The 23,719-nt window shown below is 67.9% G+C and carries 22 protein-coding genes; 10 read left to right on the plus strand and 12 right to left on the minus strand.

The window, feature by feature from the left end; all coding sequences use genetic code 11:
• Positions 1-49: 49 nt before the first annotated feature.
• Positions 50-3,040 carry a bifunctional proline dehydrogenase/L-glutamate gamma-semialdehyde dehydrogenase PutA gene (gene putA / locus QN347_RS08860; protein ID WP_416194457.1) on the plus strand — a complete coding sequence of 997 codons (2,991 nt, stop codon included), beginning with the start codon at positions 50-52 and terminating at the stop codon, positions 3,038-3,040.
• Between the two features lie 41 nt (positions 3,041-3,081).
• Here the strand turns inward: putA and QN347_RS08865 are convergent, their stop codons facing one another.
• Positions 3,082-4,344, minus strand: coding sequence for a mechanosensitive ion channel family protein (locus QN347_RS08865; RefSeq protein ID WP_322159864.1), 1,263 nt, complete (start codon positions 4,342-4,344; stop codon positions 3,082-3,084).
• Between the two features lie 10 nt (positions 4,345-4,354).
• A complete protein-coding gene (locus tag QN347_RS08870) occupies positions 4,355-5,359 on the minus strand; it encodes a DNA topoisomerase IB (protein ID WP_322159862.1) in 1,005 nt (334 codons plus the stop codon).
• Between the two features lie 93 nt (positions 5,360-5,452).
• Between QN347_RS08870 and QN347_RS08875 the strand changes: the two genes are divergently transcribed.
• The gene (locus QN347_RS08875; RefSeq protein ID WP_133187007.1) at positions 5,453-6,004 is read left to right on the plus strand and encodes a type 1 glutamine amidotransferase domain-containing protein; all 552 of its coding nucleotides are present in this window, start codon (positions 5,453-5,455) and stop codon (positions 6,002-6,004) included.
• Here the strand turns inward: QN347_RS08875 and QN347_RS08880 are convergent.
• The 3 genes from QN347_RS08880 to QN347_RS08890 are packed head-to-tail and all read right to left on the minus strand — an operon-like array spanning position 5,980 to position 8,598.
• Positions 5,980-7,101, minus strand: a complete 1,122-nt coding sequence (locus tag QN347_RS08880) for an acyltransferase (protein ID WP_322159861.1) — start codon at positions 7,099-7,101, stop codon at positions 5,980-5,982. The two genes, QN347_RS08875 and QN347_RS08880, sit on opposite strands and share 25 nt — an antisense overlap.
• Entirely contained in the window at positions 7,101-8,462 is a 1,362-nt protein-coding gene (locus QN347_RS08885; protein WP_322159859.1) for a putative O-glycosylation ligase, exosortase A system-associated, read from the minus strand. Before QN347_RS08885 ends, QN347_RS08880 begins: the two co-directional genes overlap by 1 nt.
• Positions 8,455-8,598 (minus strand): hypothetical protein, encoded by a 144-nt coding sequence (locus QN347_RS08890; protein WP_322159857.1) that lies wholly within the window; start codon positions 8,596-8,598, stop codon positions 8,455-8,457. The genes QN347_RS08885 and QN347_RS08890 overlap by 8 nt, the downstream gene beginning before the upstream one ends.
• A 122-nt stretch (positions 8,599-8,720) precedes the next feature.
• On the opposite strand from QN347_RS08890, the gene QN347_RS08895 reads away from it, so the two are divergent.
• Positions 8,721-9,962, plus strand: a complete 1,242-nt coding sequence (locus tag QN347_RS08895; protein WP_322159856.1) for a TIGR04063 family PEP-CTERM/XrtA system glycosyltransferase — start codon at positions 8,721-8,723, stop codon at positions 9,960-9,962.
• Positions 9,932-10,795, plus strand: a complete 864-nt coding sequence (locus tag QN347_RS08900; RefSeq protein ID WP_322159855.1) for a hypothetical protein — start codon at positions 9,932-9,934, stop codon at positions 10,793-10,795. Before QN347_RS08895 ends, QN347_RS08900 begins: the two co-directional genes overlap by 31 nt.
• 31 nt (positions 10,796-10,826) lie before the next feature.
• Here QN347_RS08900 and QN347_RS08905 read toward each other — a convergent pair whose 3' ends face one another.
• Both QN347_RS08905 and QN347_RS08910 read right to left on the minus strand, forming a co-directional pair.
• Positions 10,827-11,138: a hypothetical protein gene (locus QN347_RS08905; RefSeq protein WP_322159853.1), complete on the minus strand. Its 312-nt coding sequence runs from the start codon at positions 11,136-11,138 to the stop codon at positions 10,827-10,829.
• A complete protein-coding gene (locus QN347_RS08910) occupies positions 11,135-11,317 on the minus strand; it encodes a hypothetical protein (RefSeq protein ID WP_133187017.1) in 183 nt (60 codons plus the stop codon). Before QN347_RS08910 ends, QN347_RS08905 begins: the two co-directional genes overlap by 4 nt.
• Positions 11,318-11,401: 84 nt before the next feature.
• Here QN347_RS08910 and QN347_RS08915 point away from each other — a divergent pair, with 84 nt between their 5' ends.
• Positions 11,402-12,037: a S24 family peptidase gene (locus QN347_RS08915; RefSeq protein ID WP_322159852.1), complete on the plus strand. Its 636-nt coding sequence runs from the start codon at positions 11,402-11,404 to the stop codon at positions 12,035-12,037.
• On the opposite strand, the gene QN347_RS08920 is transcribed toward QN347_RS08915, so the two are convergent.
• Positions 12,034-12,261, minus strand: a complete 228-nt coding sequence (locus tag QN347_RS08920; protein WP_322159850.1) for a hypothetical protein — start codon at positions 12,259-12,261, stop codon at positions 12,034-12,036. The genes QN347_RS08915 and QN347_RS08920 overlap by 4 nt on opposite strands.
• Positions 12,262-12,399: 138 nt before the next feature.
• Here QN347_RS08920 and QN347_RS08925 point away from each other — a divergent pair, with 138 nt between their 5' ends.
• The 3 genes from QN347_RS08925 (at position 12,400) to QN347_RS08935 (ending at position 18,838) form a co-directional block, all read left to right on the plus strand.
• A complete protein-coding gene (locus QN347_RS08925; RefSeq protein WP_133187019.1) occupies positions 12,400-12,609 on the plus strand; it encodes a hypothetical protein in 210 nt (69 codons plus the stop codon).
• Positions 12,610-12,671: 62 nt separating this feature from the next.
• Complete coding sequence (locus QN347_RS08930; protein WP_322159848.1) at positions 12,672-14,657, plus strand: autotransporter assembly complex protein TamA; 1,986 nt, start codon at positions 12,672-12,674, stop codon at positions 14,655-14,657.
• Entirely contained in the window at positions 14,654-18,838 is a 4,185-nt protein-coding gene (locus QN347_RS08935; RefSeq protein WP_416194456.1) for a translocation/assembly module TamB domain-containing protein, read from the plus strand. The genes QN347_RS08930 and QN347_RS08935 overlap by 4 nt, the downstream gene beginning before the upstream one ends.
• On the opposite strand, the gene QN347_RS08940 is transcribed toward QN347_RS08935, so the two are convergent.
• Complete coding sequence (locus tag QN347_RS08940) at positions 18,832-19,683, minus strand: hypothetical protein (protein WP_322159846.1); 852 nt, start codon at positions 19,681-19,683, stop codon at positions 18,832-18,834. The genes QN347_RS08935 and QN347_RS08940 overlap by 7 nt on opposite strands.
• A 5-nt stretch (positions 19,684-19,688) precedes the next feature.
• Entirely contained in the window at positions 19,689-21,113 is a 1,425-nt protein-coding gene (locus QN347_RS08945) for an aldehyde dehydrogenase family protein (protein WP_322159845.1), read from the minus strand.
• A gap of 114 nt (positions 21,114-21,227) precedes the next feature.
• On the opposite strand from QN347_RS08945, the gene QN347_RS08950 reads away from it, so the two are divergent.
• A complete protein-coding gene (locus QN347_RS08950) occupies positions 21,228-22,202 on the plus strand; it encodes a quinone oxidoreductase (RefSeq protein ID WP_322159843.1) in 975 nt (324 codons plus the stop codon).
• Here QN347_RS08950 and QN347_RS08955 read toward each other — a convergent pair whose 3' ends face one another.
• Positions 22,203-22,652: a hypothetical protein gene (locus QN347_RS08955; protein WP_133187029.1), complete on the minus strand. Its 450-nt coding sequence runs from the start codon at positions 22,650-22,652 to the stop codon at positions 22,203-22,205. It lies immediately after the preceding gene.
• Between the two features lie 70 nt (positions 22,653-22,722).
• On the opposite strand from QN347_RS08955, the gene QN347_RS08960 reads away from it, so the two are divergent.
• Positions 22,723-23,310, plus strand: a complete 588-nt coding sequence (locus tag QN347_RS08960; protein ID WP_322159841.1) for a pseudouridine synthase — start codon at positions 22,723-22,725, stop codon at positions 23,308-23,310.
• Positions 23,311-23,334: 24 nt separating this feature from the next.
• On the opposite strand, the gene QN347_RS08965 is transcribed toward QN347_RS08960, so the two are convergent.
• On the minus strand, positions 23,335-23,719 hold a 385-nt coding region (locus tag QN347_RS08965; protein WP_323494015.1), incomplete at its 5' end, for a flavodoxin family protein.

Genomic DNA, 23,719 nt, shown 5'->3' on the forward strand with positions numbered 1-23,719 from the left:
CGGAAACCGGAACATGACCTTTGACGTAGCGTCCACAGCCCGCAAATCCATGGGCGCTTTGCACCGGGCGAGCGAACCCGATGTTCTAAAGTCGCTTCTGGATCGTGCCGCGCTCACGCCCGATTCGCGCGAGCGGGTAATGGGACATGCGCTGGGCCTGCTCGCCGACCTGCGTGCAGCGCAAGGAAAGGGGTGGGTGAACCAGTTTCTACAGGAATATCGGCTCAATTCGTCCGAGGGTGTGGCGCTGCTGTCGCTCGCCGAGGCGTTCCTGCGCGTGCCCGATCCCGAGACCGCCGATCTGCTGATCGCCGACAAGCTCGGCGATGCCGATTGGCGCGCGCACACGGGCAAGTCGAACTCGACGCTCGTCAATTCGGCGACCTGGGGATTGGTGGTCGGCCGTGCGCTCGTTGGCGACGGGCAGACGCAGAGTTCGCTCCGCCGTCTCATCAGCCGCGCGGGCGAGCCGTTCGTGCGCCAGGCGGTCGGCGCGGCGATGCGGATGATGGGCGAGATCTTCGTGATGGGCCGCACGATCGACGAAGCGATGAAGCGGATGCGCAAGCCCGAGAACAAGGGCTTTACCGCAAGCTTCGACATGCTCGGCGAAGCCGCGCGAACGCACGACGATGCGCAACGCTATTTCCGCGCTTACACCGATGCGGTCGACGCGGTCGGGCGTGACCCCGCGGCGGGGCATTCGATCTCTGTCAAATTGTCGGCGCTGCACCCGCGCTATGAAGTGTCGCGCTGGGACGAGTGCGTGCCGGCGCTGACCGAGATGCTCGAGGCGCTTGCGCTGCAGGCGGCCAGCAAGGGCATCGCGCTCACTGTCGATGCCGAGGAGAGCGAGCGGCTCGAGATGAGCCTCGACATCATCGGTACCGTTGCCGCACTGCCGAGCCTCAAGGGCTGGGACGGCTTCGGCATGGCGGTGCAGGCGTACGGCAAGCGCGCGCGGCCGGTGGTTGCGTGGGCGGGCGCGCTCGATCGCGTCATGAACGTGCGGCTGGTCAAGGGCGCCTATTGGGACAGCGAGATCAAGCGCACGCAGGTCGAGGGGCTGGCCGATTATCCGCTGTTCACGCGCAAGGCGGCGACCGACGTGTCGTATTTGGCGGTGGCGCGCGACATGCTCGATGCGCCGAACATCCGTCCGGCCTTCGCCAGCCACAATGCGCTGACGGTCGCGACGATCATGGAATGGGCGGGCAACAGCCGCGACTTCGAATTCCAGCGGCTGCACGGCATGGGTGACGGGCTGTACGAGCGGATGGTGCGCGAGAATGGCTATCATTGCCGGGTCTATGCGCCGGTCGGCGGGCATCGCGATTTGCTGGCGTATCTGGTGCGCCGGTTGCTCGAGAATGGGGCGAATTCGAGCTTCGTGCATCAGCTGGCGGACGAGCGGCTGACCGAGGCGGAGATCCTCGCGGACCCGGTGGCGAAGATTGCCGCGGTCGGCGGCGCGCGGCATCCGAGCATTCCGTTGCCGGTCGATCTGTTCGGCGCGGGGCGGCGGAACAGCGCCGGGCTCGATCTCGCGGACCGGGTGGTGTTGCGCGAGACGGTTGCGGCGGTCGAATCCCCGTCCCGCTTGCGGGAGGGGCTAGGGGAGGGGCGTGCCTCAGGCGCGACTTCGACCGTTTCGCACTTCCCTCCCCCAACCCCTCCCGCAAGCGGGAGGGGAGATGAGGTTGCGCGCGCGCATGCGGCGTTCCCCGCCTGGTCGGCCACCCCCGTAACCCAGCGCGCCGCGCGCCTCGATCGCCTCGCCGATTTGCTCGAGCAGCACCGCGACGAACTGATGGCGATCTGCGTCCAGGAAGCCTTCAAGACGATCCCCGATGCGCTCGGCGAAGTGCGCGAGGCGGTCGATTTCTGTCGCTATTACGCCCAGCAAGCGCGCGACGGCCTCCAGCCGATCGAACTCCCCGGGCCGACCGGCGAGCGCAACGTCTTGCGCTTCGACGGGCGCGGGGTGTGGGCGACGATCGCGCCGTGGAACTTCCCGCTCGCAATCTTCCTCGGCCAGACGGTCGCCGCGCTCGTTACGGGCAACAGCGTCGTCGCCAAGCCCGCGCCGCAGACGCCGCGCATCGCCGCGCGCGCAGTCGAGTTAGCGCATGAAGCGGGTGTGCCGCAGGACGCGCTGATCCTGCTCCCAGGCGGCCCCGAAGTCGGCGCCGCGCTGACGGCCGATCCGCGCGTGATGGGTGTCGCCTTTACGGGTTCCACCGCCACCGCGCGGAAAATCGCAAGGTCGCTGCTCGAGGACGGCAGCCGTCCGATCGTCCCGCTGATCGCCGAGACCGGCGGGATCAACGCGATGATCGTCGATTCGACCGCGCTTCCCGAGCAGGTCGTCGCGGACGTGGTGACATCGGCGTTCCGCTCGGCCGGGCAACGCTGTTCGGCGCTCCGCCTCCTGCTGTTGCAGGAGGAGATCGCGGGCACGACGATCGAGATGCTGAAGGGCGCGATGGACACGCTGCGGCTCGGCGATCCGGCCGATCCGGCGACCGATGTCGGCCCGGTGATCGACCAGGCGGCATACGACAAGCTGATGGCGTATCGCGCGCGCGCCGGTGTGGTGAAGACGCTCGATGCGCCCGCCGAGGGGCTGTTCGTGCCACCGACGTTGGTGCAGCTCGATCGGATCGAGGATCTGACGCAGGAATGGTTCGGGCCGATCCTGCACGTCGCGACCTGGCCGGCGGGCAAGCTTGCGGAGACGATCGCGGCGGTCAACGCCAAGGGCTATGGCCTGACGATGGGGCTCCACAGCCGCATCGCGCGCGCTGCCGACGAGACCGAGGCGCTGGCGCAAGTCGGCAACCTCTACGTCAACCGCTCGATGATCGGCGCGGTGGTCGGGTCGCAGCCATTTGGCGGCGAGGGGCTTTCGGGGACGGGGCCAAAGGCGGGCGGGCCGCATTACCTCCACCGCTTCGTGGTCGAGCGCGCGGTGTCGATCGATACGACCAGCGCGGGCGGCAATGCGACGTTGCTGAGCCTCGACGAAGGCGGGATCTGAGCCGTTACGTCACCCCGGCACAAGGCCGGGGTGACGGCGGGTTAGCTGTGGCCTGAATCGCCATCGACCGCCGAGTCGCTCGGCGTCGCGCCCGTTCCCTGGCGGTGGGCGGGGACGGGCGTCGGCTCGGCCTTTTCCGCAGCCGGGCGCGGGTCGGTCGCGGCATAAGGCAGCACCATCTCGCCGTCGGGCGCGGCGGTAAAGCTCGTCTGCGTGGGATAAGCGAGGCTGATCCCCGCATCGTTGAGGCAGCGGATGATCGCTAACCCGACCATATGGCGCGCGTCGTAGAATTCCTGGAACGCAGCGCTCGGCGAATCGAATTCGACGTCGAAGTCGTAGCTGCTCGCGCCGAAGGTGGTGAAGCCCGCGCGGACGAACTTCATGCCCTTTTCCTCGACCACCGCCTTGATCATCGTCGGCAGCGCCTCGAGCGTCTCGATCGGCGTCCATTGCACCAGCCCAAGCGTGAACACGACGCGGCGATATTCGCGCTGCGTGTTGTTGATGATTTCCTTCTCGAGCAGCTGCTTGTTGGCGACGATCCGCTCCTCGCCGGTGACGCCGCGGATGCGCGTCGACTTGAGGCCGATCGCCTCGACCGTGCCCGACGATTTGTCATAGCTGATCGCGTCGCCGCGGCGGAACGGGCGGTCGAAGATGATCGCCAGCGCGGCGAACAGATCGGCAAAGATGCCTTGTGCTGCCAGACCGATCGCGATGCCGCCGACGCCGAGACCTGCGATCAGGCCGGTGACGTTGACCCCCAGATTGTCGAGCACGACGATCGCGGCGATCGCGAACACGGCAAAGCCGACGAGGATGCGGATGATCCCCATCGCGCTGCCGATCGCCTCGCCCGAATAATGCTCGTCGGCGGTGCGATATTCGATTGCGCCGATGATGATCTCACGCGCCCAGATCGCGCCTTGATAGCCCGCCGTCAGGATCCAGACGAAGTTGATCGTCGCGCGCACCTCTTGCGGTGTGCCGGCGAAATTGCCCGCGCTGACGAGCTTGACCGCCGCCACTACCATGAAGGTGTTGCCCGTCGCCAGCACCGCCCGCGCGACGATCGCGCCCCAGCGTCGCGATTGCCTGGGGTGCGCACAGTATTTGCGCGCGATACGCCGCACGAAATGCATCGCGAACACCAGCAGGCTGGCCATCCCGACAGCAATGATGAGCTGGAGCCAATGTGTCGCGGCCCAGCGATAGGTCGTGCCGATCAGGCTGCGGAGTTGTTCGTCGAAATCCTGGACGCGGATCGGCGGCAGGATCGAAGTGCTATTCTTGACGGTCATTTAAAACTTCTCAGGCGGCTTTCGCGGAAGACGGCGGCGTGCCCTGTTCGAGGAAAGCGAGCAAGCCGCGTTCGGCGCGGCTTAATTGCTGCGTGCTGCGCGGCAGGCGGAGCGTTTCGCGAAACGCGGACTGTCCGTCCTTGGCGAGCGCGAGCAAAGCGGGGTGGACGTAGGATTTGCGTGCGATCGCGGGCGTGTTGCCGAGCGCTTCGCTGACCGGCAGCAACATCGTCTTGAGGCTGATGTCGTGCGTCGCGCCGGCGAGCGCCTCGAACGCGAGCACGCTCGCGCTCCATGTGCGGAAATGCTTCGCGGTGAAATCGGCGCCCATCGCATCACGGATATAGGCGTTGACGTCGGATGAGGTAACGGGGTGCGCCTCGCCGTTGCTGTCCACCCAGCGGAACAGGTGCTGGCCCGGAAGGTCCTGGCAGCGCTTGACGAAGCGGCTGAGCGATCCGTCGGTGATCGTCAGCACGCGCAGCTTGCCCGACTTGGCCTTGAACTGGAGCTTGAGCGCCTGGCCTTTCAGCGCGGCATGACGCTTGCGCAAAGTGGTCGCGCCGAAGCTCTTGTTCGCCTTCACATAGCCTTCGTTACCGATGCGGACCTTGCCGAGATCGAGCAGCCGGACGACCGCCGCTACCGCGGTGTCCTTGCCGATCCCGCGCTTGGCGAGGTCCGCGGCGACGCGCGCGCGCAGCTTGGGCAGGGCATGGCCGAAGGGCAGGCACAGCTCGTATTTCGCCGCTTCCTGCGTCTCGCGGAAATCGACGTGATAGCGATATTGCTTGCGGCCCTTCTCGTCCCAGCCGACCGCCTGGATATGGCCGGTCGGGCTCGGGCAGTACCATGCATCGCGATAGGCGGGGGGCAGGCCGATCGCGTTCAGCCGGTCGATCTCGTCGCGATCGGTGATGCGCGCACCATCGACATCATAATAGCCCCAGCCATGGCGCACGGCCTTGCGTGTAATACCAGGGTCACTGTCGTCGTGGTAAGAAAGCTTCGTCATGGCCCTTATGAATGCACGGGCCATCGCAACGTTCCGGAACGGGCTGGCCCTCCCGATGGTTAAGCCGCCGGAACACTTAGCCGGAGACTCCCCATGGCCGATCTTTCAAACGTCCACGTGCTCATTCTCGCAACCGATGGTTTCGAGCAAGTCGAACTCTTCGAACCGCGCCAGGCGCTGCTCGACGCCGGCGTCAAGGTGACGCTCGCCTCGGAGAAAATGAACCCGATCCAGGGCATGAACCATGACGAGAAGGGCGACACCATCACCCCCGACATGCTGCTCGACGACGTCGATACCGAGGATTACACCGCGCTGCTGCTGCCGGGTGGCGTCGCCAACCCCGACACGCTGCGGATGAACGACCGCGCGATCGAGATCATCGAGGAATTCGCCGATGACGAGAAGCTGATCGCTGCGATCTGCCACGCGCCGTGGCTGCTGATCGAGGCCGATGTCGTCGACGGTCGCCGCATGACGAGCTGGCCGTCGGTACGCACCGATCTTGCCAATGCCGGCGCCGATGTGGTGGACGAGGAAGTCGTCGTCGACGGATCGTTCATCACCAGCCGCAAGCCCGAGGATATTCCTGCCTTCAACAAGGCGATCCTCGCCGCGCTTCAGGAAGAGCTGGAAGACGCCTGACCCGAGATCCCCGCTCGCCGCAAGCGGGCGGGGATTTGGTTCATCCAGCTTTGCGCGGGGCGCTCGACCAAGTGGTGGAGCGCTACCGACGTGCCGAGGACAAGCGCGAGATACAGCGCGACCAAGATCGGCGCGATGCTGTGGACATCGTCGAGCAAGGCGAGCTTGAAGATGACGAACAGCAGGAAGTGGCTGAGATACGTCGCATAGCTGATCTCACCGAGATAATGCAGCGCGGGGATTTCGAGCGGGTTGCCGCGCAGTCCCGAGGTCAGGGCGAGCGCCAGCAGCGCGGCAGCAAAGGCGGCCGGCACCGTCAGCGTCTCGGGCTGGCCCGATAGCTTTGCGGCATACGCCACCACCGTACAGCCTATCGCCACGAGCGCAGGCAGGATCGGTGCATCGCGCCACCGCTCCCATAAAGAGCACAGCGCGCCGCCGACCGCGAATTCGATCAGACAGCGCCGTAGCCCGTAGGTCCAGATCTCGAAGCCAAGCGTCGGCGAACCCGCCATCGCGACGTGCAACAGCCCGAGCAAGCCGACGATCGCGGCGACCACGCCCAAGCTCGGTATGCGCCGCCAGTCGAGCGCGAAAGCGATGAGCGGGAACAGCAGATACGCCGCCCATTCGGTGCTGATCGACCAGCTCGGGTCGTTCCATGCGAGGTGGTCGGTGAACCCCCATGTCTGCATCAGCGCGATATGGAGCGGCAGTTCGGCATACGGGTAATGCGCCGCATCGTGCCGCCCGGTCGCGGCAAGCGCGAGCACCAGCGCGAGCGTCGCGCCGAGCACGACGATGTGCAACGGCCAGATCCGTGCAAGCCGGCGCCACAGGAAGGACGGCACCGCGCGGACCCCGCCGTGCCGCAGCCGCGCGCTCCAGCTCAGCCAGATCACGAAGCCCGAAAGCAGGAAGAAGAAATCGACCGCGAGATACCCCTTGGCGAACACGGCCAGCAGCGTTGGCGGCAGCCAGTCGAGCGACAGCCGAATATGATAGAGCACGACGAACCACGCGGCGATCCCGCGCATCCCGGTCAGCGCGCGCAGTTCGTGGCGGTGGACGGCGGCGGTTGGGGCGGGGGCCGACATCAGGCGGACGCGGGTTCGACCGTTCGCACCGCCCGGCGCGGCTGCCACGGCGCGCCGGCGCGCTTGCGCGAGAGGTAGGTATCGAGCCCGATCTGCGCGCCGATCAGCATATAGACGAACGGCTGGAAGGCGATGCCGATGAATGCCGCGCCGAGCAGATAGACGATATGCGCCGATTGCAACGCGCCGGCGAGCGGGGTGACCCACGCCATATCCGCCGCCGCCTTGCGATAGCGGTGGCGCAGCACTTCCATCCGGAAAATACCGATCAGGCTGATCGAAAGCCAGAGGATGAGCCCGGGAAAGCCTTGTTCGCCGAGCATTTCGAAATAGGCGCTATGGAAGGCGCGGGCCTGATCCACCGTCAAATGGCGGTCGACGGTGGAGTTCGCCGCTGTCCCTTCGACGCGTTCGGTATCGTAGCGGATCTTGTTCTGGCGGTACATTTCGAAGCCGCCGCCCATCGGATGCTCTTTGGCATACTCCCACGTCCAGCCCCACACCGCGAGCCGTGTCGAGGCGGATTCGTCGCCCTTGTAGGTCTTGATCGTGCTCATCCGATTGGTGAACGACGATGGCAGGAAGGGCACTGCGATCATCCCTGCGGTGGCGAGCAGGCACAGATACAACACCTTGCGCTTGGCATCGCGCAGCATCAGCACCGCGACCAGGCCGATGCACAGCAAACCGGTACGCGTCGAGGTGCCGACCGGGATCAGCAGGCACGAAAAGACCAGCGCGTAGCAGAAGCCCTTCACCTTCCAGTCGGGCGGGAAGATCGTGCCGTGCCGCGTGAACCACAGGATCAGCGGGATGATCGCGACCGCGACCGTCGAGATGGTCGAGCCCTCGTACAGACCCGAATTGTTCGACACCATCAAGTTGAGCGAGCCATAGCCGCCGCCACCGCTGGCAATCGTCTTGATCCCGCCGACGATGATGATCGATGCCGCCGAGGCGACCATCACGAGCAGCAGCGCTTCGATCCGGAGCTTGGTGCGCAGCGTGAAGGGCAGGAAGGCGGCAAACGCCAGGCACTTCCACACCCAGCCCCATTTATCGAGCGCCTCGACCGGGAAATCGGCGGTGAGCGTGGTGCAGTAGCAATAGACCATCAGCACGACGATCAGGCCCTGCCGCGGCGCGACGCGCGTGCCGGTCTTGTCATCGGCCACGAGCCATCCGCCAACCGAAAGCACCACCGCGATGAGCGAGATCGGGATGCTGTTGAGCAGGAAATACGTCAGCCGCTGCGGCGCGACGACGTCGATATAGACATAGGCAAGGACAAAGATGAACGGCCGGCGAAACCCCGCCGCAAAGAAGGCGGCGAGGAAGGCGACGAAGACGAGATCACGCAAGCGGGCGGCCCTTCCGCTTTCGCGCCGGGGCCGCGCCGGGCACGCTTTCGCGGTCGAGATCGGGCCGGCGCAGCAGCCGCCAGATCGTCAGCGCGATCAGGCCGTGGCTGATCGCCAGCGCGAGATTGTCGATCATGCCGTCGCGCTCCTTTCCGCTGCTCGCATCCGCCCTATCGCCGGGTGGCCCGAACGGGCACAGCCGCTCTACGTGCGTTCAAGTTGAGGCTCCGTTAAGCACTCGTGCGTTAGGGCGATAGCATGCGTATTCTTCATCTTCTGGATCACGGCCTGCCGTTGCAAAGCGGCTACACCTTTCGCACCCGCGCGATCCTGAAGAGCCAGATGCGACGCGGCTGGACGATCGCCGCAGTCACCGGGCCGCGGCATGCATCGCCAGCGGCAGGGCTGGAAACCGTCGATGGTATAGACTTCTACCGCACCGCTGCGGTCAAGCGCTTGCCCGCGCCATTTGGCGAACTGCGCGAGATCGCCGCATTCGCGAGGCGGATTGGCGAGGTGGTCGAGCAGTTCAAGCCCGATATCCTCCACGCGCATTCGCCCGTGCTCGATGCGCTCGCCGGCTTGCGCGTCGCGGGGCAATACAAGCTGCCGCTGGTCTATGAGATCCGCGCTTTCTGGGAAGACGCGTCGGTCGGCAACGGGACGGGGCGCGAAGGATCGCTGCGCTATCGTGCGACTCGTGCGCTCGAGACCTGGGCAGTCAAGCGGGCCGATGCGGTCGCGGTGATTTGCGAGGGATTGCGCGATGATCTGATTGCGCGCGGGATCGATCCGGGCAAGCTGATCGTCTCGCCCAACGGCGTCGATCTGGCGATGTTCGGCACGCCGCTGCCGCACGACGCCGCGCTTGCCGCAACGCTTGGCGTGACGGGCAAGGAAGTGATCGGCTTCATCGGCAGCTTCTACGATTATGAAGGGCTCGACGATCTGATCGCGGCGATGCCCGCCCTGGTCGCTGCGCGCCCGCAAGCGCATCTCGTGCTCGTCGGCGGCGGTCCGATGGAGGCGGCGCTGCGCGCGCAAGCCGCGGCATCGCCGGTGGCGGCGCAGATCCATTTCGTCGGGCGTGTGCCGCACGGCGAGGTCGAACGCTATTACAGCGTGATCGACGTGCTGGCGTACCCGCGCAAGAAGATGCGCCTTACCGATCTGGTGACGCCGCTCAAACCGCTCGAGGCGATGGCGCAGCGCCGACTCGTCGCCGCGTCGGACGTTGGCGGGCACCGCGAGCTGATCAGCGATCCCGAGACGGGCACGCTGTTCGCGCCCGGCGACCCAAGCGCGATGGCGCAATCGCTCGCCGATCTGCTTGCGGATCGTTGGAGCTGGGAAGGCCGCCGCGAGCGCGGGCGTACTTTTGTCGAGGCAGAGCGTAACTGGGCCGTTAACGTGGCGCGTTACGCGCCCGTTTACCAAAAACTTACTGATAGTATGGCAGAGCAGAGTGCATGGCCGTCTCCTCCAATCCTCAACGCCTGACCCTCCCGCTGGCCCCGCTCGTCGCGGGGATAATCGGGGTGCTGACCGCGGCGATGTTTGCGCTGGTCCCGACAGCGCTGCTCGAATCGATGGTGGTCGATAGCGGCATCGCCGCGGTGATCTCGGCAGCCGAACCGCCCTTGGGGCTCACCGCGCGCGCCGCCTTGGTGCTGTTGTGCGGTGGTGGTGTCGGCGTGCTCGCATGGTTCGCGTTATTCCTGACCTTCGGCGGCCGCACGATCGCGCTGCGCCGCCCGGTTTCGGACGGCGACAACGCGCCCGTGCTGCGTCGCGCCGACGCGCATCCCGATGCGCCGGCGCGCCGTCCGCTGTTTGCCAATACCGATCTCGGCACGCCGTTCCTCGAAGTCCGGGCGCGCCCGGTGCACCGCGATGCCGACGACGTTGCGCCGCTGGTCGAACGGCCGCTGCCGGTTGATCTCGACGAGCCGCTTTCGGCCTATGATTCAAGCTTCCTGCGCGAGCCCGGGGTGCCGACGTCCGATCCCGACGACCAGCCCAAGCCTGAGTCGGCGTCGAGCGCGCCGCTGCCGCTCCCGCTCCCACGTCGCCAGACCTATGATCCGAGCGAACGCTTCGAAACCTTCCCGCTCGGCCCGATCGACGCTCCCGTCCCGGCGCGGCGCACGCCCAGCCCGATGTCGCGTCCGGCTCGCCCCGCCGAGAGCGCGGGCGATCCGTCGGAAACGATCCACGCCTTGCTCGACCGGCTCGAACGCGTCGTCGGCCGCCGCGACCCGGCTGCGGCCTCGCCCGAGACGATCGAGGGGGCGCTCGGCAGCTTGCGGCAAATGGCGACCGATCCGCGCTGACTCGCGCAATCGCCGGTGACGGGCGCATCGGTCAAACTTCGACGGTCAGCGCTTCGAGTGCTACCACGAGCTTCTCGTCATGCCGAGTGGCCGACAGGATGACGATGTCGGCGACGAGATGCCCGCGAATCGGCAGGTCTGCCTCGGCGAGCGCCTCCAGCCATAGTCCGCCCGTGGGATCGTCGTGCAGCGTTAGCGCCACGGTGTGACGCGCGCCGGCAAAGGTCGCGCTCGCCCAGCGGGTCGAATCCTGTACACACACGCTGACATCACATCCCGCCGCGTCGGCATGGCGTTCTAGCGCACGCCGGAGCAGCGTCGCGGCATCGGGGCCGCGGCTCACCGCGACACCCGCTGGTCGGCGAGGAACGCCTCGATCCGGCGGACCATACGGGCACCCGGTTCGCGGCCGCGGCGCAAGTCGCGCACGAGGCGGGGGTCGCGCACCGCGAGCCGCCCGAACGTGGTTGGCGGCATCGCGCTCGCCCTCAGATAACGGTCGATCTTCTGCAACACGGACATGGCGGTCTCCTCACGATTCGTCGGCGCCGATGGGCTTGGTGTTCACGATCTGTTCTATTTTCCAACTTGTCTAGGAAAATTCCTATGGCTATCATGGCGACGATGGAGGCTTCCGATCCTCGCGCGCGGCTCGCCGCGCTGATCGACGCGCACGGCGTCAGCTATGCCGCGCTGTCGCGGATGCTTCGCCGCAACGAGGCGTATCTCCAGCAATATGTCCGCCGCGGCACGCCACGCGATCTGGCCGAGCGCGACCGCGCCTTGCTCGCTGCTTATTTCCGGGTCGATGCGACGGAACTCGGCGGCGTCGCGGCTCCGCGTATGGCGCCGATCCGCCGGCTCGATGTCGAGGCGTCGGCCGGCCCGGGCGCGCTCAGCGGCGATGCGCCGGGGGAGGGGGCGATGCTGCTCGACCCGCGCTTGCTCGAGTCGCTACGGCTCAGCGCGAAGGATGCGGCGATGCTGCGCGCGCGCGGCGATTCGATGCTGCCGACGATCGCCGATGGCGACCAGATCGTGATCGACGAACGCGACACGCGGTTAGGCACCGTGCCAGCAATCTTCGTGCTGCGGCTCGACGGCGTCGTGCTCGTCAAGCGCGTGTCGAAGGCCAGGGATGGCATGCTGATCGAAAGCGACAATCCGGCCTATCCGCCGATCACCACGACTGCCGCCGCGATCATCGGCCGCGTGGTCTGGCTGTCGCGCGCGCTGCGTTAGCGCCGCAGGTCGCGCAACCACATGACGAGCGAGATCGCCACGCCGAGCCCGAGCCCGATCAGGAAGCCACGCGTCGGGCCGAACGGCGTGAACAGGCCGATGCCGGTTCCGGCGATCGCGCCGATCGCGATGAGCGCACCGCCGGCAAGCGGAGTGCGGGGAGGGGATGAGCGGACCATGTCGAGCGCTGTGCCATGTCCCGCCGCAGGACGCCAGCGTCCCATGCTGGGAGCGATGGGGCGGCGCGCATGGAGGCGTTAACCTTTGTCTCGCGCAGGCTTAGGGGGATGTCGCGGACTGGCACGGACCGTGAAGCGAGCGCGTGTCCGCAGGTCCGCGGTCGCGTAACGTGCGGAGAGTGCATGGTTGTTCCCTATCTCGCGGATTGCACCGAAGTGACGCACGCGACCGATCTCATCACCGTCTTCGGCGGCGACGCCGGGCTCGAGGCCGCCGCGCGCGCCAATCGCAGCCGCGATCTCGGCAACTATCTGCACTTCTGCCGCTGGCGGCAGATCGAGCGCTTGATCGCCTTGCTCTCGTTCGACCGCGCGATCGGCACGATTCACTGATTGCGCCGCCGGGCCCGCGCTAAACCCCTGTCGTTCGCCCGGCAGCCGGGCTAGGACGGCGTATGTCGTTATCGGTCGGGCGGCGGCGCGCGTATCGGGCGGCCGCTGGAATTCTTTGGTGTGTCGGGTGCGGCGCGGCGGCGGCGCAGACGCGGCCGTCGGCGAGCCCGATCGCGTCTCCCGCCGATCCGGCGCCGCAGACGCCGCTCCCGCTCGATCCGCAATCGCCAATGGCACCGTTGCCGGGGCTCGGGGTCGACTGGCCCGATCTGTCGAAAGCGCCGCAGGAACCCGTTGTCGCCGACACCCCGACCGCGATGACAGGCGAGACGCGCTACAGCTACCGCATCGACGGGATCGACAGCGTGGCGAGCACGCTGCTGCGCGATCGCTTCGCGCAACTCTCGACGTTGAAGGCCAATGACGGGCAACCCGCCAACGCCGCGCAGCTCGACCGCCGCGCGCGCGAGGATGCGACCTTGCTGACGACGCTGCTGCGCGGCGAAGGCTATTACGACGCGCGAGTCGGGACACGCGTCGAGCCTGCGGCGCGGCCGCTCGTCGTGCTCGATGCCGAACCCGGCACGCTGTATACCTTCGGCGGCGTGACGGTCGCCGGGGTCGATGCCGCAGGCGAGAAGGCGCCAGCGCTGCGCAAGGCGTTCGGGCTCGATCCCGGCGACGCGGTCAATGTCGATGCGGTGCTGGCGGCCGAGACGAGCCTGCGCACCACGATCGGCGATCGCGGCTTCCCGTTCGCGATCGTCGGCGATCCGCAGATCGTGGTCGATCGGGCCGCGCACACCGCGACGCTCGACTTGACCGTCGTCCCCGGCGGCGCGCGCCGTTTCGGGGCGATCACGATGACGTCGGGCAGCGCGATCTTCGATGCCGACCACGTCCAGGACATTGCGCGCTTCGTGCCCGGCCAGCCGTTCGACGCCTCGGCGCTCGCCGATCTGCGCCGTGCGCTTGTCCAGACCAGCCTGGTGTCGAGCGTCAAGATCACACCCGTAGAGGGCAAGGAACCCGGCACGGTCGACATCGCGGTCGGGCTCGAGCCCGCGCCAAAGCACACCATCGCCGGCGAGCTCGGTTATGGCACCGGCGAGGGCGCGCGCGCGGCACTCAGCTGGACCAACCGCAACCTCTTCCCACCCGAAGGCGCGCTGACGCTGGCGGGGGTGCTCGGCACGCAGGAGCAATCGGCCAGCGCCACGTTCCGCCGCAATAACTTTAACGGGCGCGACCGGATCCTGACCTTCCAGACGGTCGCTTCGAACGTCAAGCGCAACGCCTATCAAGCACGCACGGTATCGCTGTCGGGGAGCCTCGAGCGCCAGACCAACATCTTCTTCCAGAAGAAATGGACGTGGTCGCTCGGCGCCGAACTCGTCGCTTCGGACGAGCGCGACGTGATCCTCGACACCGGCGCGCCGCGGCGGCGGACCTATTTCATCGGCGCGCTGCCGAGCGTGCTGAGCTATGACGGGTCGAACGACTTGCTCGATCCGACGCGCGGATTTCGCCTTAGCGGGCGCCTGTCGCCCGAGATTTCGCTCGAGGGCAAAGCCTTTGGCTATGCGCGGATGCAAGTCGATGCGAGCGCCTACAAGAGCGTCGCCAAGGGCACCGTGCTTGCCGGGCGGATTCGGCTCGGCACGATCGCGGGTGCGCCGCGCGATGCGATCGCGCCGTCGCGGCGCTTCTATGCGGGCGGCGGTGCGTCGGTGCGTGGCTATGGCTATCAGGACATCGGCCCGCGCGATCCCAACAACGACCCCGTCGGCGGGCGCAGCCTCGCCGAATTCTCGATCGAGGCGCGCGTCAAGACGTTCGGCAATTTCGGGGTCGTGCCGTTCTTCGATGGCGGCAATATCTCGACCGGCCTGCTGCCGAGCTTCGGCGCGCTGCGCTACGGCGCGGGGCTCGGCGTGCGCTATTATTCGAATTTCGGGCCGATCCGCATCGATGTCGGCACGCCCGTCAATCCCGCGCCGGGCGATCCGCGCGTCGCGGTCTATGTCTCGCTGGGGCAGGCGTTTTGAGCGACGCCGCGCCGCCCGCCGAACACGCTGCCGCCGCGGCACCGATCGCGACGGTCAAGCCGCACGGCGCGCTGGGGCGAGTCGTGTTCGCGCTTCTCGCCGCGCTGGTCGTGCTTGTGGTCGTCGTGCTCGGCTTGATCGATACCGGCATGGGGCATCGCTTCGTCACCGACCGGATCGGTGCGCTGCGGCCGGCGAATGGGCTGCGCTACAGCATCGGGCGGATCGAGGGATCGATCTATGGCCGCGCGAGGCTGATCGACGTGCGGGTGCGCGATGTGCGCGGGGTGTTCTTTGCAGCGCCGCGCGCCGAGCTCGATTGGTCGCCGCTCCACTGGCTCGACAACCGGCTCGACATCACCAGCCTGCGGATCGCCTCGGCGTCGCTCGCACGGCTGCCGCAGACGCGGCCAACCCTCAACACCGGGCCGATCCTGCCAAGCTTTGATATCCATGTCGGCCGCCTTGCGGTCGACCGGCTGGTCGTCGCCCCCGCGCTGGCAGGCGTCGAGCGGACCGCGCGGCTGCGCGCGCGCGCCGATGTCCACCGCGGCCGCGCGCTGATCGATCTGGCGGCGGTGGTGGCGGGGAGCGACGACATCCGGCTGCATCTCGACGCCGAGCCCGATCGCAACCGGCTCGAAGCGATGGCGCGCGTGCGCGGGACCGCGCGCGGGGTGCTCGCCAAGCTTTCGGGGTTCGGCAAGCCGATCGCGCTCGACCTCGCCGGCAAGGGAAGCTGGGCGGCGTGGCGCGGCAGCATGGTGGCGGACGTCGGCACAACGCGCCTCGCCGATCTCGCGCTGACCAATCGCGCGGGCACCTATGCCGTGTCGGGTGTGCTCGTCCCGGCGCCGCTGGCGCACGGCAAGCTCCAGCGACTGACGGTGCCGCGCGTGCTCGTTCACGGTGCGGCAATGCTCGCCGATCGTCAGCTCAAGGGGACCCTGTCGCTACGCTCGGACTCGCTCGATGTGTCGGGCGACGGCACGCTCGATTTGGCCAGAAGCGCGTTCCGCAACCTGCGCATCCACGCCGTGCTGACGCGCCCGAACGCGCTCTTCCCCAACATGACCGGCCGCGCGATCGAACTGCGCGCGATCCTCGACGGCCGCTTCGCGACGGCGGCGTTCGACTATCGCCTCACCGCGCAGCGTTTCGCGTTCGACGATACCGGGTTCGAGGATTTCCGCGCGGCGGGGCGTGGGCATTTCTCGAAGCAACCCGTGCTCGTGCCGATCCGCGCGACCGCGGCGCGCGTCACGGGCGTCGGCGATGTCGCCGGCGGGATCCTGCGCAACCTGACGATCTACGGCGTGCTGCGTGTGACGCCGCAGCTCGTGCTTGGCGACGATCTCAAGCTGACGTCGGACCAGCTCAACGGGCGGATCAATCTGCTGCTCGATCTGCGCGACGGTCGCTATGACATCGGCCTCAACGGCGGGCTGGGGCGCTATCGCATCCCGGGCCTCGGCGTGGTCGATGTGCAGACGACGCTCAAAGTGGTCCCGGGGCCCGGCGGGCGCGGGACGCGCGTCGTCGGGCAGGGTGTCGCGCAGATGATCACGCTCGAAAACGCCTTCTTCCGCTCGCTCGGCGGCGGGTTGCCGCGGATCGTCACCGGGCTCGAGCGTACGCCCGACGGGCTGCTCCATCTCAACGGCCTCGTGCTGACCGCGCCGCAGCTTCGCATCACCGGCAACGGGGTTCGTCGCCGCGACGGCACCTTCCATTTCGAGGGCGCGGGGCAGCAGACGACTTATGGCCCGCTGACGCTCAAGCTCGACGGCAAGATCGATCATCCGACGCTCGACCTGGTGTTCGCGCGGCCCAACGAAACGATGGGCCTGGCGAACGTCGTCGCGCATCTCGACCCGACCGATGCGGGATTCGCGTTTACCGCGCGCGGCGATTCGCGGCTGGGGCCGTTCAGCGGCAACGGCGCGATCCTGCTGCCCAAGGGCGGCGACGGGACGATCGCGATCGCCGATCTGGCGGTGAGCGGGACGCACGCCAGCGGACCGCTGCGGATCGTCCCCGGCGGGTTCGACGGCAAGCTCGACGTTGCCGGTGGGGGGCTCGCGGGCGCGCTGCTGTTCCGCCCGGTCGGCGGCAACCAGCAGATCGAGGCGCATCTCGATGCGACCGCGGCGAAACTCGCCAATGCCTTCGTGCTGCGGCGTGGGCATCTCGATCTGGTGGCGTTGCTCGATCCGGCCGGCACGTCGATCGACGCCAATCTGACGGGGGCGGGGTTGCGGCGGCGGTCGCTGGTGATCGGGCGATTCGCCGCGCGAGCGAAGCTGCGCGGCGGGACGGGGACGATCACCGCGTCGATCGCCGGGTCGCAGGGGCGGGCGTTCGATATCCAGTCGGTCACGCAAGTCGCGCCCGATCGCTATGTCGTCTCGGCGCAAGGAACGCTCGACCGTCGTCCGCTGACGCTGGTCACCCCCGCGGTGCTGACTCGCGACGGCGACGGCTGGCGGCTCGCGTCGACCGATCTGACCTTTTCGGGCGGCAATGCCAAGGTCTCGGGGCGCTTCACGCGGACCTCGAACGAGCTTGCCGCGACGGTCGCGCGGATGCCGCTGTCGATCCTCGATATCGGCTATCCCGGGCTCGGGCTCGGCGGCAACGCCTCGGGCAGCCTGTCGTACACGCAAGGGGGTGGCGCGGCGCCGACGGGCAAGATCGACATGACGGTGCGCGGGCTGACGCGCTCGGGGTTGATCGTCTCATCGCGTCCGGTCGATGTCGGGATTGCGGGGCTGTTGTCGCGCGATCGGATCGCGGCACGCGCGGTGGCGGAGACGGGGGGCAAGTCGGTCGGCCGCGCGCAGATGCTGCTGACCCTGCCCGGCGGCGACGATCTCGCGCAGCGCGTGCAGAATGCCGGTCTGTTCGCGCAGCTGCGCTATGACGGGCCCGCCGACACCGTCTGGCGGCTGACGGGGATCGAACTGTTCGACTTGACCGGGCCGGTCGCGATCGGCGCCGATGTCGGCGGGACGGTCGCCAATCCGCAGATCAAGGGCGTCGTTCAAGCGAAGGGCGCGAAGATCGAAAGCACGACGACGGGCACCGTGCTGACCAACGTCCAGACGACGGGCCGTTTCGGCGGATCGCGCCTTACGCTCGATCGCTTCGCCGCCGATGCGGGCAAAGGCGGGCATGTCACGGGCACCGGCGTGTTCGATTTTGCGGCGAAGAACGGGCTCGGGCTCGATCTCCAGGTCGAGGCCGACCACGCCGTGATGATCGCACGCGACGATATCGGCGCGACCGTCACCGGGCCCCTGCGCTTCCAGTCGGACGGCGCAGGGGGTACGATCTCGGGCAATCTCCGGCTCGACAAGAGCCGCTATCGGCTCGGCCAGGCAAGCGCGGCGACCGCCTTGCCGCAGCTCAACATCCGGGAGATCAATCTGCCCGATGGCGGGCAGGACGACGATGCGCCGCGAATGCCGTGGACGCTCGCGATCCGCGCGCGCGCGCCGAACCAGGTGCTCGTCACCGGGCTCGGCTTGCGCAGCGAATGGTCGGCCGATCTGCAGATCGGTGGCGCGCCCGACAATCCGGCGATCACCGGGCGCGCCGATCTGGTGCGCGGCAATTACGACTTTGCCGGGCGAACCTTCGCACTCGATCGCGGCAAGATCCTGTTTGCGGGCGAAGTGCCTGCCAATCCCGCGCTGGATATCGTGGCGAACGCCAACACGACAGGGCTGACCGCGTCGATCAACGTTACCGGACCCGCGCTCAAGCCGGAGATCACCTTTTCGAGCGTGCCTGCGCTGCCGCAGGACGAATTGCTCTCGCGGCTGTTGTTCGGTACCTCGATCACCAATCTGTCGGCCCCAGAGGCGCTGCAATTGGCCTCGGCAGTGGCGGCATTGCAGAACGGCAAGGGCGGGCTCGATCCGATCAACGCGGTGCGGCGTGTTGCCGGGCTCGACCGGCTGCGGATCGTCTCCGCGGACCCTACGACCGGGCAGAAAACCTCGGTCGCCGCGGGCAAGTACATCACGCGGCGCTTCTATGCCGAGATCGTCACCGACGGCGCGGGCTATTCCGCAACGCGCGTCGAGTTCCAGGTGACGCGGTGGCTGTCGCTGCTGTCGACGGTCTCGACGCTTGGCCGGCAGACCGCGAACGTCCGCGTGTCGAAGGATTATTGAGCGCGCGCCCCGATCCGGCGGGCAAGCGCGGCTGCGAGCAGGGCCGGCACTTCGGGCGCGATGTCGGGATAGAGATCGGGTTCGATCGCCTCGACCTCCATCAACGCGAGCTTGCCGTTAGCACTGCGCAGCAGATCGACGCGCGCGTAGAGCGGCCGCGCGGGTAGCGCCGCGAGCACCGCGTCTAACACGCCGCGCGCCTCGGCATCGGGCGCGTAGCGGCTGAAGCGACCGCCGAATTGCGGCTGGATCCGAAAGTCGCCCCCGCTCGCGACTTTCCGCGCAGCGTGGCTGAAGATGCCGTCGATCGCGAAGAGCGAGAGTTCGCCTTCCTCGGCGATCGCGGGGAGGAAGGGCTGGATGATCGCGGCGTCGAGCGGGGCGACGCGATCACCGCGCTTCACGCGGACGGTCTCGTGGCTCCCTGCCGAGATTTGCGGTTTCACCACCAACGCGTCGCACCCGAACGCGTCGAACGCGGCGATGACGCTCGCCTCGTCCGCGCGGCCGAAGCGGCTGGGGACAATTGCGATCCCCGCCGCCTCGAGCGCGAGCAGATACGTCTTGCGCGTGTTCCAGGCGAGCAGGCCCGGCGGATTGAACAGCGGCCGCTCGTCGGGCCACGCCGCCAGCACTGCGTCCCAGCGCGTCACGTCGAAATGATAGCCCCAGGCGAACAGCGCGAGCGCCGCATCGCCATCGCCGGGGCCCAAATCCCACGGCCGCGGTGCCAGCGCCATGCCCGCAGCGGCAAACGCCGCACGGTATGGCGCGAGCGCCGCCGCCGCCGCCGCATCGTACGGACTGCCGCTCACCGGCATCAGCACGTCGATGCGGCGTGTCATGCGCGTCAGGCCGGTTCGCCGATCACCGTCTTCACTTCCATGAAGTCGGTCAGCCCGAACTTGCCGTTCTCGCGACCGTTGCCCGATTGCTTGTAGCCGCCGAACGGCGCGTTGCCGTCGGGGCTCCACGAGTTGATCGTGACGAGCCCGGCGCGCAGCCGCGGCGCGACCTTGGCGGCCTTGGCAGGATCGCCCGAGATCGTCGCCGACAGGCCGTAGGGCGTGCCGTTGGCGATCTTCACCGCCTCGTCCTCGGTGTCGTAGGCGATCATCGTCGCGACGGGGCCGAACACTTCCTCCTGTGCGATGCGCATGTCGGGGGTCACGTCGGTGAACAGCGTCGGCTTGATGAAATACCCCGAATTGCGTCCGTCGGGCCGACCCGTGCCGCCGGTGACGAGCGTCGCGCCCTCGTCGATCGCCGACTGGATCAGGCCCTGGATCTTCTCGTACTGCGCCTTGTTGACGACCGGGCCGATATGCGCGCCCATCACGGCGGGGTCGCCGACTGCGGTGCCTTCCATCATCGCCTTGACGATGCCAGTTGCCTCGGCGACCTGGCTGGTGTGGACAAGCAGCCGCGTCGGGGCGATGCAGCTCTGCCCCGAATTGGCGAGCACACCCTGGACCGTCGGCGGCAGCACCGCGGCGAGATCGGCGCCTTCGAGCACGAGATTGGCCGCCTTGCCGCCAAGCTCCTGATGCACGCGCTTGACCGTCGCCGCGGCCGACTGCGCGATCGCGATCCCTGCGCGGGTCGACCCGGTGAAGCTCACCATGTCGACGTCGGGGTGCGCCGACAGCGCCGAACCGACGCCCTTGCCATCGCCGTTGACGAGGTTGAACACGCCCGGCGGCACGCCTGCCGCATCGAGGATCTCGGCGAGGATCACCGCGCAGCCGGGCGATTCCTCCGAAGGCTTGAGGATCATCGTGTCGCCCGCCGCCAGCGCCGGCGCGACCTTGGCGGTGACCTGGTTGAGCGGCCAGTTCCACGGCGTGATCATCGCGACGACGCCGAGCGGCTCGTGCACCACCTTGGCACGGCCGAGCTTCTGCTCGAACTCGAAGCTGTTGAGCGCCTTCAGCGTCGAGATGAAATGCCCGAGCCCGGCGGGAACCTGCGCCGCGGTCGCAAAGCCGATCGGTGCGCCCATCTCGCTGCTCACCGCGAAGGCGAGGTCGGGGATGCGCTTCTTGTACTCCTCGATGATCCGCTCGAGCAGCGCCGCGCGCTCGGCGACGGTCGTCTGCGAATAGCTGTCGAACGCGGTGCGTGCGGCAGCGACCGCGGCGTCGACGTCGGCGGCGGTGCCGAGCGTGATCTCGGTGCAGGGCTGTTCGGTCGCGGGGTCGATCACGTCGTGCCGCGTGCCGCCCTGGCTCTCGACCCAGGCACCATTGATATACTGTTTGAGATAGCTCTTCATCGCCGCTCTCCACGTTTCTGGTTTCTGCTAGGAGGGGTAGATGGCGCGCTGCGAGATCGGTTGCAACCCGAAACGCAGATCGTCGGTTGAGCTGTTCCCGCGAGGAGACGACGCATGGCACGTGCCGCAAGATTCGAGCAAATTGGTGGCCCCGAAGTGATCGAGTGGGTGAATGTCGATCTGCCCGATCCGGGCCCGGGCGAAGTGCGGATGCGCAACACCGTGGTTGGCCTCAACTACATCGACGTCTATTATCGTACCGGCGTCTATCCCGCCACGCTGCCGAGCGGGCTCGGGTCCGAAGCGGCGGGCGTGGTCGAGGCAGTGGGCGAGGGCGTCACCGGCTTCGCGCCCGGCGACCGGGTCGGCACCTTTGGCCCCGCGCTCGGTGCGTATGCGACGGCGCGTAACGTCACCGCTGCCAGCCTGTTGCGCTTGCCCGACGATGTCGACGACCGGACGGCCGCCGCGCTGCTCCTCAAGGGCTGCACCACCGAATTCCTGGTCGAGCGCTGCGCCAAGGTCGCGGCGGGGCAGACCGTGCTCGTCCATGCGGCAGCCGGCGGCGTCGGGCATCTGCTCGTCGGCTGGCTGAAAGCGATCGGCGCGACCGTGATCGGGACTGCCGGAAGCGAGGCTAAAGCCGCGCAAGCCAAGGCCGCGGGTGCGGACCATGTCATCCTCCACAAGCACGAGGACATCGCCGCGCGCGTGCGCGAGATCACGCAAGGCAAGGGCGTCCCGATCATCCTCGACGGGGTCGGGATGGCAACCTGGGAGTCGTCGCTGGCGAGCGCCGCGCCGCGCGGGCTGATCGTCAGCTATGGCAATGCCGGCGGCAAGGTGACGGGGGTCGAGCTCGGCGTGCTTGCGGCCAGGGGCTCGCTGTTCGTCACGCGCCCGACGCTGTTCAGTTACTATGCGACCCGCGAGGAACGGCTCGCGGGCACCGAGCGGGTGTTCGCGATGCTGCGCAGCGGCGCGATCACGCCCGAGATCGGCCAGACCTTCGCGCTCGAGGATGCGGCGGCGGCGCACCGCGCGCTCGAGGCGGGCGAGACGCGCGGGGCGAGCGTGCTGACGGTGTGATCAGTCGACCGTGGCGGGCTCGCGCGCGGCATCGAAGTGTCGCTCGCACAGCGCGCTGATCGCCTGGTTGAGCGCGCCGACCCGCTCGCGCATGTGGCGCATCATCGCCAGCCCGGCGAGGCGATATTCGGCCCAGTGCGCGTCGATGTCGACGCCGGCCCATTTGCGCTGATAGTCCTGATAGTCGAAGCCGAGCTTGATATATTCGGCCTTGAGCGTCCACACCGTCGCGACGTCGGGCCCGCCCGCGCTCAGGATCGGGCTGAACAGCGCGCGCTGAGTATAGGCGTCGAGCGCGTGCAGCGCTGCGGTGAGTTCGGTGCGGAACGGCGTGAGCACAACGCAGGCCCCGGCCTCGCGACCGCTCAAATACGGCTTTGCCCGATCGAGCAGCGTCAGCACGTCGGCGTGCAGCCGATGGAACTGGTCAAGCGGGGGGTAGATCCTCATAAGACCAACCGTGCAGCGAAAGTCTGAAAAATTTGCCACCGGCGCGCGGGCGCGATCGTCGCCGCGACCCGTGGCTCGCCCCGACCGAAAGCCGGTCGCGGTCGGTACGCGCTTGATCGCGCTCAACAAACCGTATGACGTCCTGTCGCAATTCACCGATGCAAATATTTCCGCCGCGCGGCGCACCTTGTCCGATTTCGTCGCTGTCCCGCACGTTTACCCCGCGGGGCGACTCGACCGCGACAGCGAGGGGCTGCTGCTGCTGACCGACGACGGGCGGTTGCAGGCGCGGATCGCCGACCCGCGCTTCAAGCTGCCCAAGACCTATCTCGTCCAGGTCGAGGGCGAACCCGATGCCGCCGCGCTCGACCATTTGCGCCGCGGCGTGCAGCTCACCGACGGGATGACGCGCCCTGCCGAGGCCCGACGGATCGACCCGCCCGCCTTGTGGCCGCGCGACCCGCCGGTGCGCTTCCGCAAGAGCGTGCCCGATTGCTGGATCGAGCTGACGATCGCCGAAGGCCGCAACCGCCAGGTCCGCCGGATGACGGCAGCGGTCGGCCACCCGACGCTGCGGCTGGTGCGCTGGCGGATCGGCGACTGGTCGCTCGACGGCATCGCGCCGGGGGAATGGCGCGAGCTGCCATACCCCGGCTGAATCGGGGGCTAACGCTGCGGCGGCTCAGCCCGGGTAGGGCGTCGCCTTGAGCAGGCCGGCGAGATGGGCGTCCATCCGCTCGAGCACGCGCTTGGCGAAGCTGCCGAGCTGGCCCATCCAGACGGGGCCGCCGAAGACGAGGATGTCGGCCGCGAGGATTTTAGCGCGGATCGCGGGCCAGGCGTCGCCGTCGCCTTCGTCCGAGCTGACGCCGGGCTTGACGTCGTGCGCGGCGATGCGGATCGTCTCGGTGAGCGTCACGTCGCGCTCGGCGAAAGCGGTCTTGAGCAGGCCGATCATCACGTCGGTCGAGGAGGCCTCGCTGGCGTCGGCCTTGAGCGTGCAGTTGAGGGCGATGGCTTTGAGCGCCTTTTGGGGGTCTCCCGGGGGCTGTCTCTTATACACATCT

The sequence above is a fragment of the Sphingomonas sp. 10B4 genome (genome assembly GCF_035019905.1).
Taxonomy (GTDB): Bacteria; Pseudomonadota; Alphaproteobacteria; order Sphingomonadales; family Sphingomonadaceae; genus Sphingomonas; species Sphingomonas glacialis.

Excerpts from the sequence above, each read along its gene's own strand:
- putA (WP_416194457.1), top strand. The coding sequence starts at position 50 with ATGGGCGCTTTGCACCGGGCGAGCGAACCCGATGTTCTAAAGTCGCTT.
- QN347_RS08865 (WP_322159864.1), bottom strand. The coding sequence starts at position 4,344 with ATGACCGTCAAGAATAGCACTTCGATCCTGCCGCCGATCCGCGTCCAG.
- QN347_RS08870 (WP_322159862.1), bottom strand. The coding sequence starts at position 5,359 with ATGACGAAGCTTTCTTACCACGACGACAGTGACCCTGGTATTACACGC.
- QN347_RS08875 (WP_133187007.1), top strand. The coding sequence starts at position 5,453 with ATGGCCGATCTTTCAAACGTCCACGTGCTCATTCTCGCAACCGATGGT.
- QN347_RS08880 (WP_322159861.1), bottom strand. The coding sequence starts at position 7,101 with ATGTCGGCCCCCGCCCCAACCGCCGCCGTCCACCGCCACGAACTGCGC.
- QN347_RS08890 (WP_322159857.1), bottom strand. The coding sequence starts at position 8,598 with ATGATCGACAATCTCGCGCTGGCGATCAGCCACGGCCTGATCGCGCTG.
- QN347_RS08895 (WP_322159856.1), top strand. The coding sequence starts at position 8,721 with ATGCGTATTCTTCATCTTCTGGATCACGGCCTGCCGTTGCAAAGCGGC.
- QN347_RS08900 (WP_322159855.1), top strand. The coding sequence starts at position 9,932 with ATGGCCGTCTCCTCCAATCCTCAACGCCTGACCCTCCCGCTGGCCCCG.
- QN347_RS08910 (WP_133187017.1), bottom strand. The coding sequence starts at position 11,317 with ATGTCCGTGTTGCAGAAGATCGACCGTTATCTGAGGGCGAGCGCGATG.
- QN347_RS08915 (WP_322159852.1), top strand. The coding sequence starts at position 11,402 with ATGGCTATCATGGCGACGATGGAGGCTTCCGATCCTCGCGCGCGGCTC.
- QN347_RS08920 (WP_322159850.1), bottom strand. The coding sequence starts at position 12,261 with ATGGGACGCTGGCGTCCTGCGGCGGGACATGGCACAGCGCTCGACATG.
- QN347_RS08925 (WP_133187019.1), top strand. The coding sequence starts at position 12,400 with ATGGTTGTTCCCTATCTCGCGGATTGCACCGAAGTGACGCACGCGACC.
- QN347_RS08930 (WP_322159848.1), top strand. The coding sequence starts at position 12,672 with ATGTCGTTATCGGTCGGGCGGCGGCGCGCGTATCGGGCGGCCGCTGGA.
- QN347_RS08940 (WP_322159846.1), bottom strand. The coding sequence starts at position 19,683 with ATGACACGCCGCATCGACGTGCTGATGCCGGTGAGCGGCAGTCCGTAC.
- QN347_RS08945 (WP_322159845.1), bottom strand. The coding sequence starts at position 21,113 with ATGAAGAGCTATCTCAAACAGTATATCAATGGTGCCTGGGTCGAGAGC.
- QN347_RS08950 (WP_322159843.1), top strand. The coding sequence starts at position 21,228 with ATGGCACGTGCCGCAAGATTCGAGCAAATTGGTGGCCCCGAAGTGATC.
- QN347_RS08955 (WP_133187029.1), bottom strand. The coding sequence starts at position 22,652 with ATGAGGATCTACCCCCCGCTTGACCAGTTCCATCGGCTGCACGCCGAC.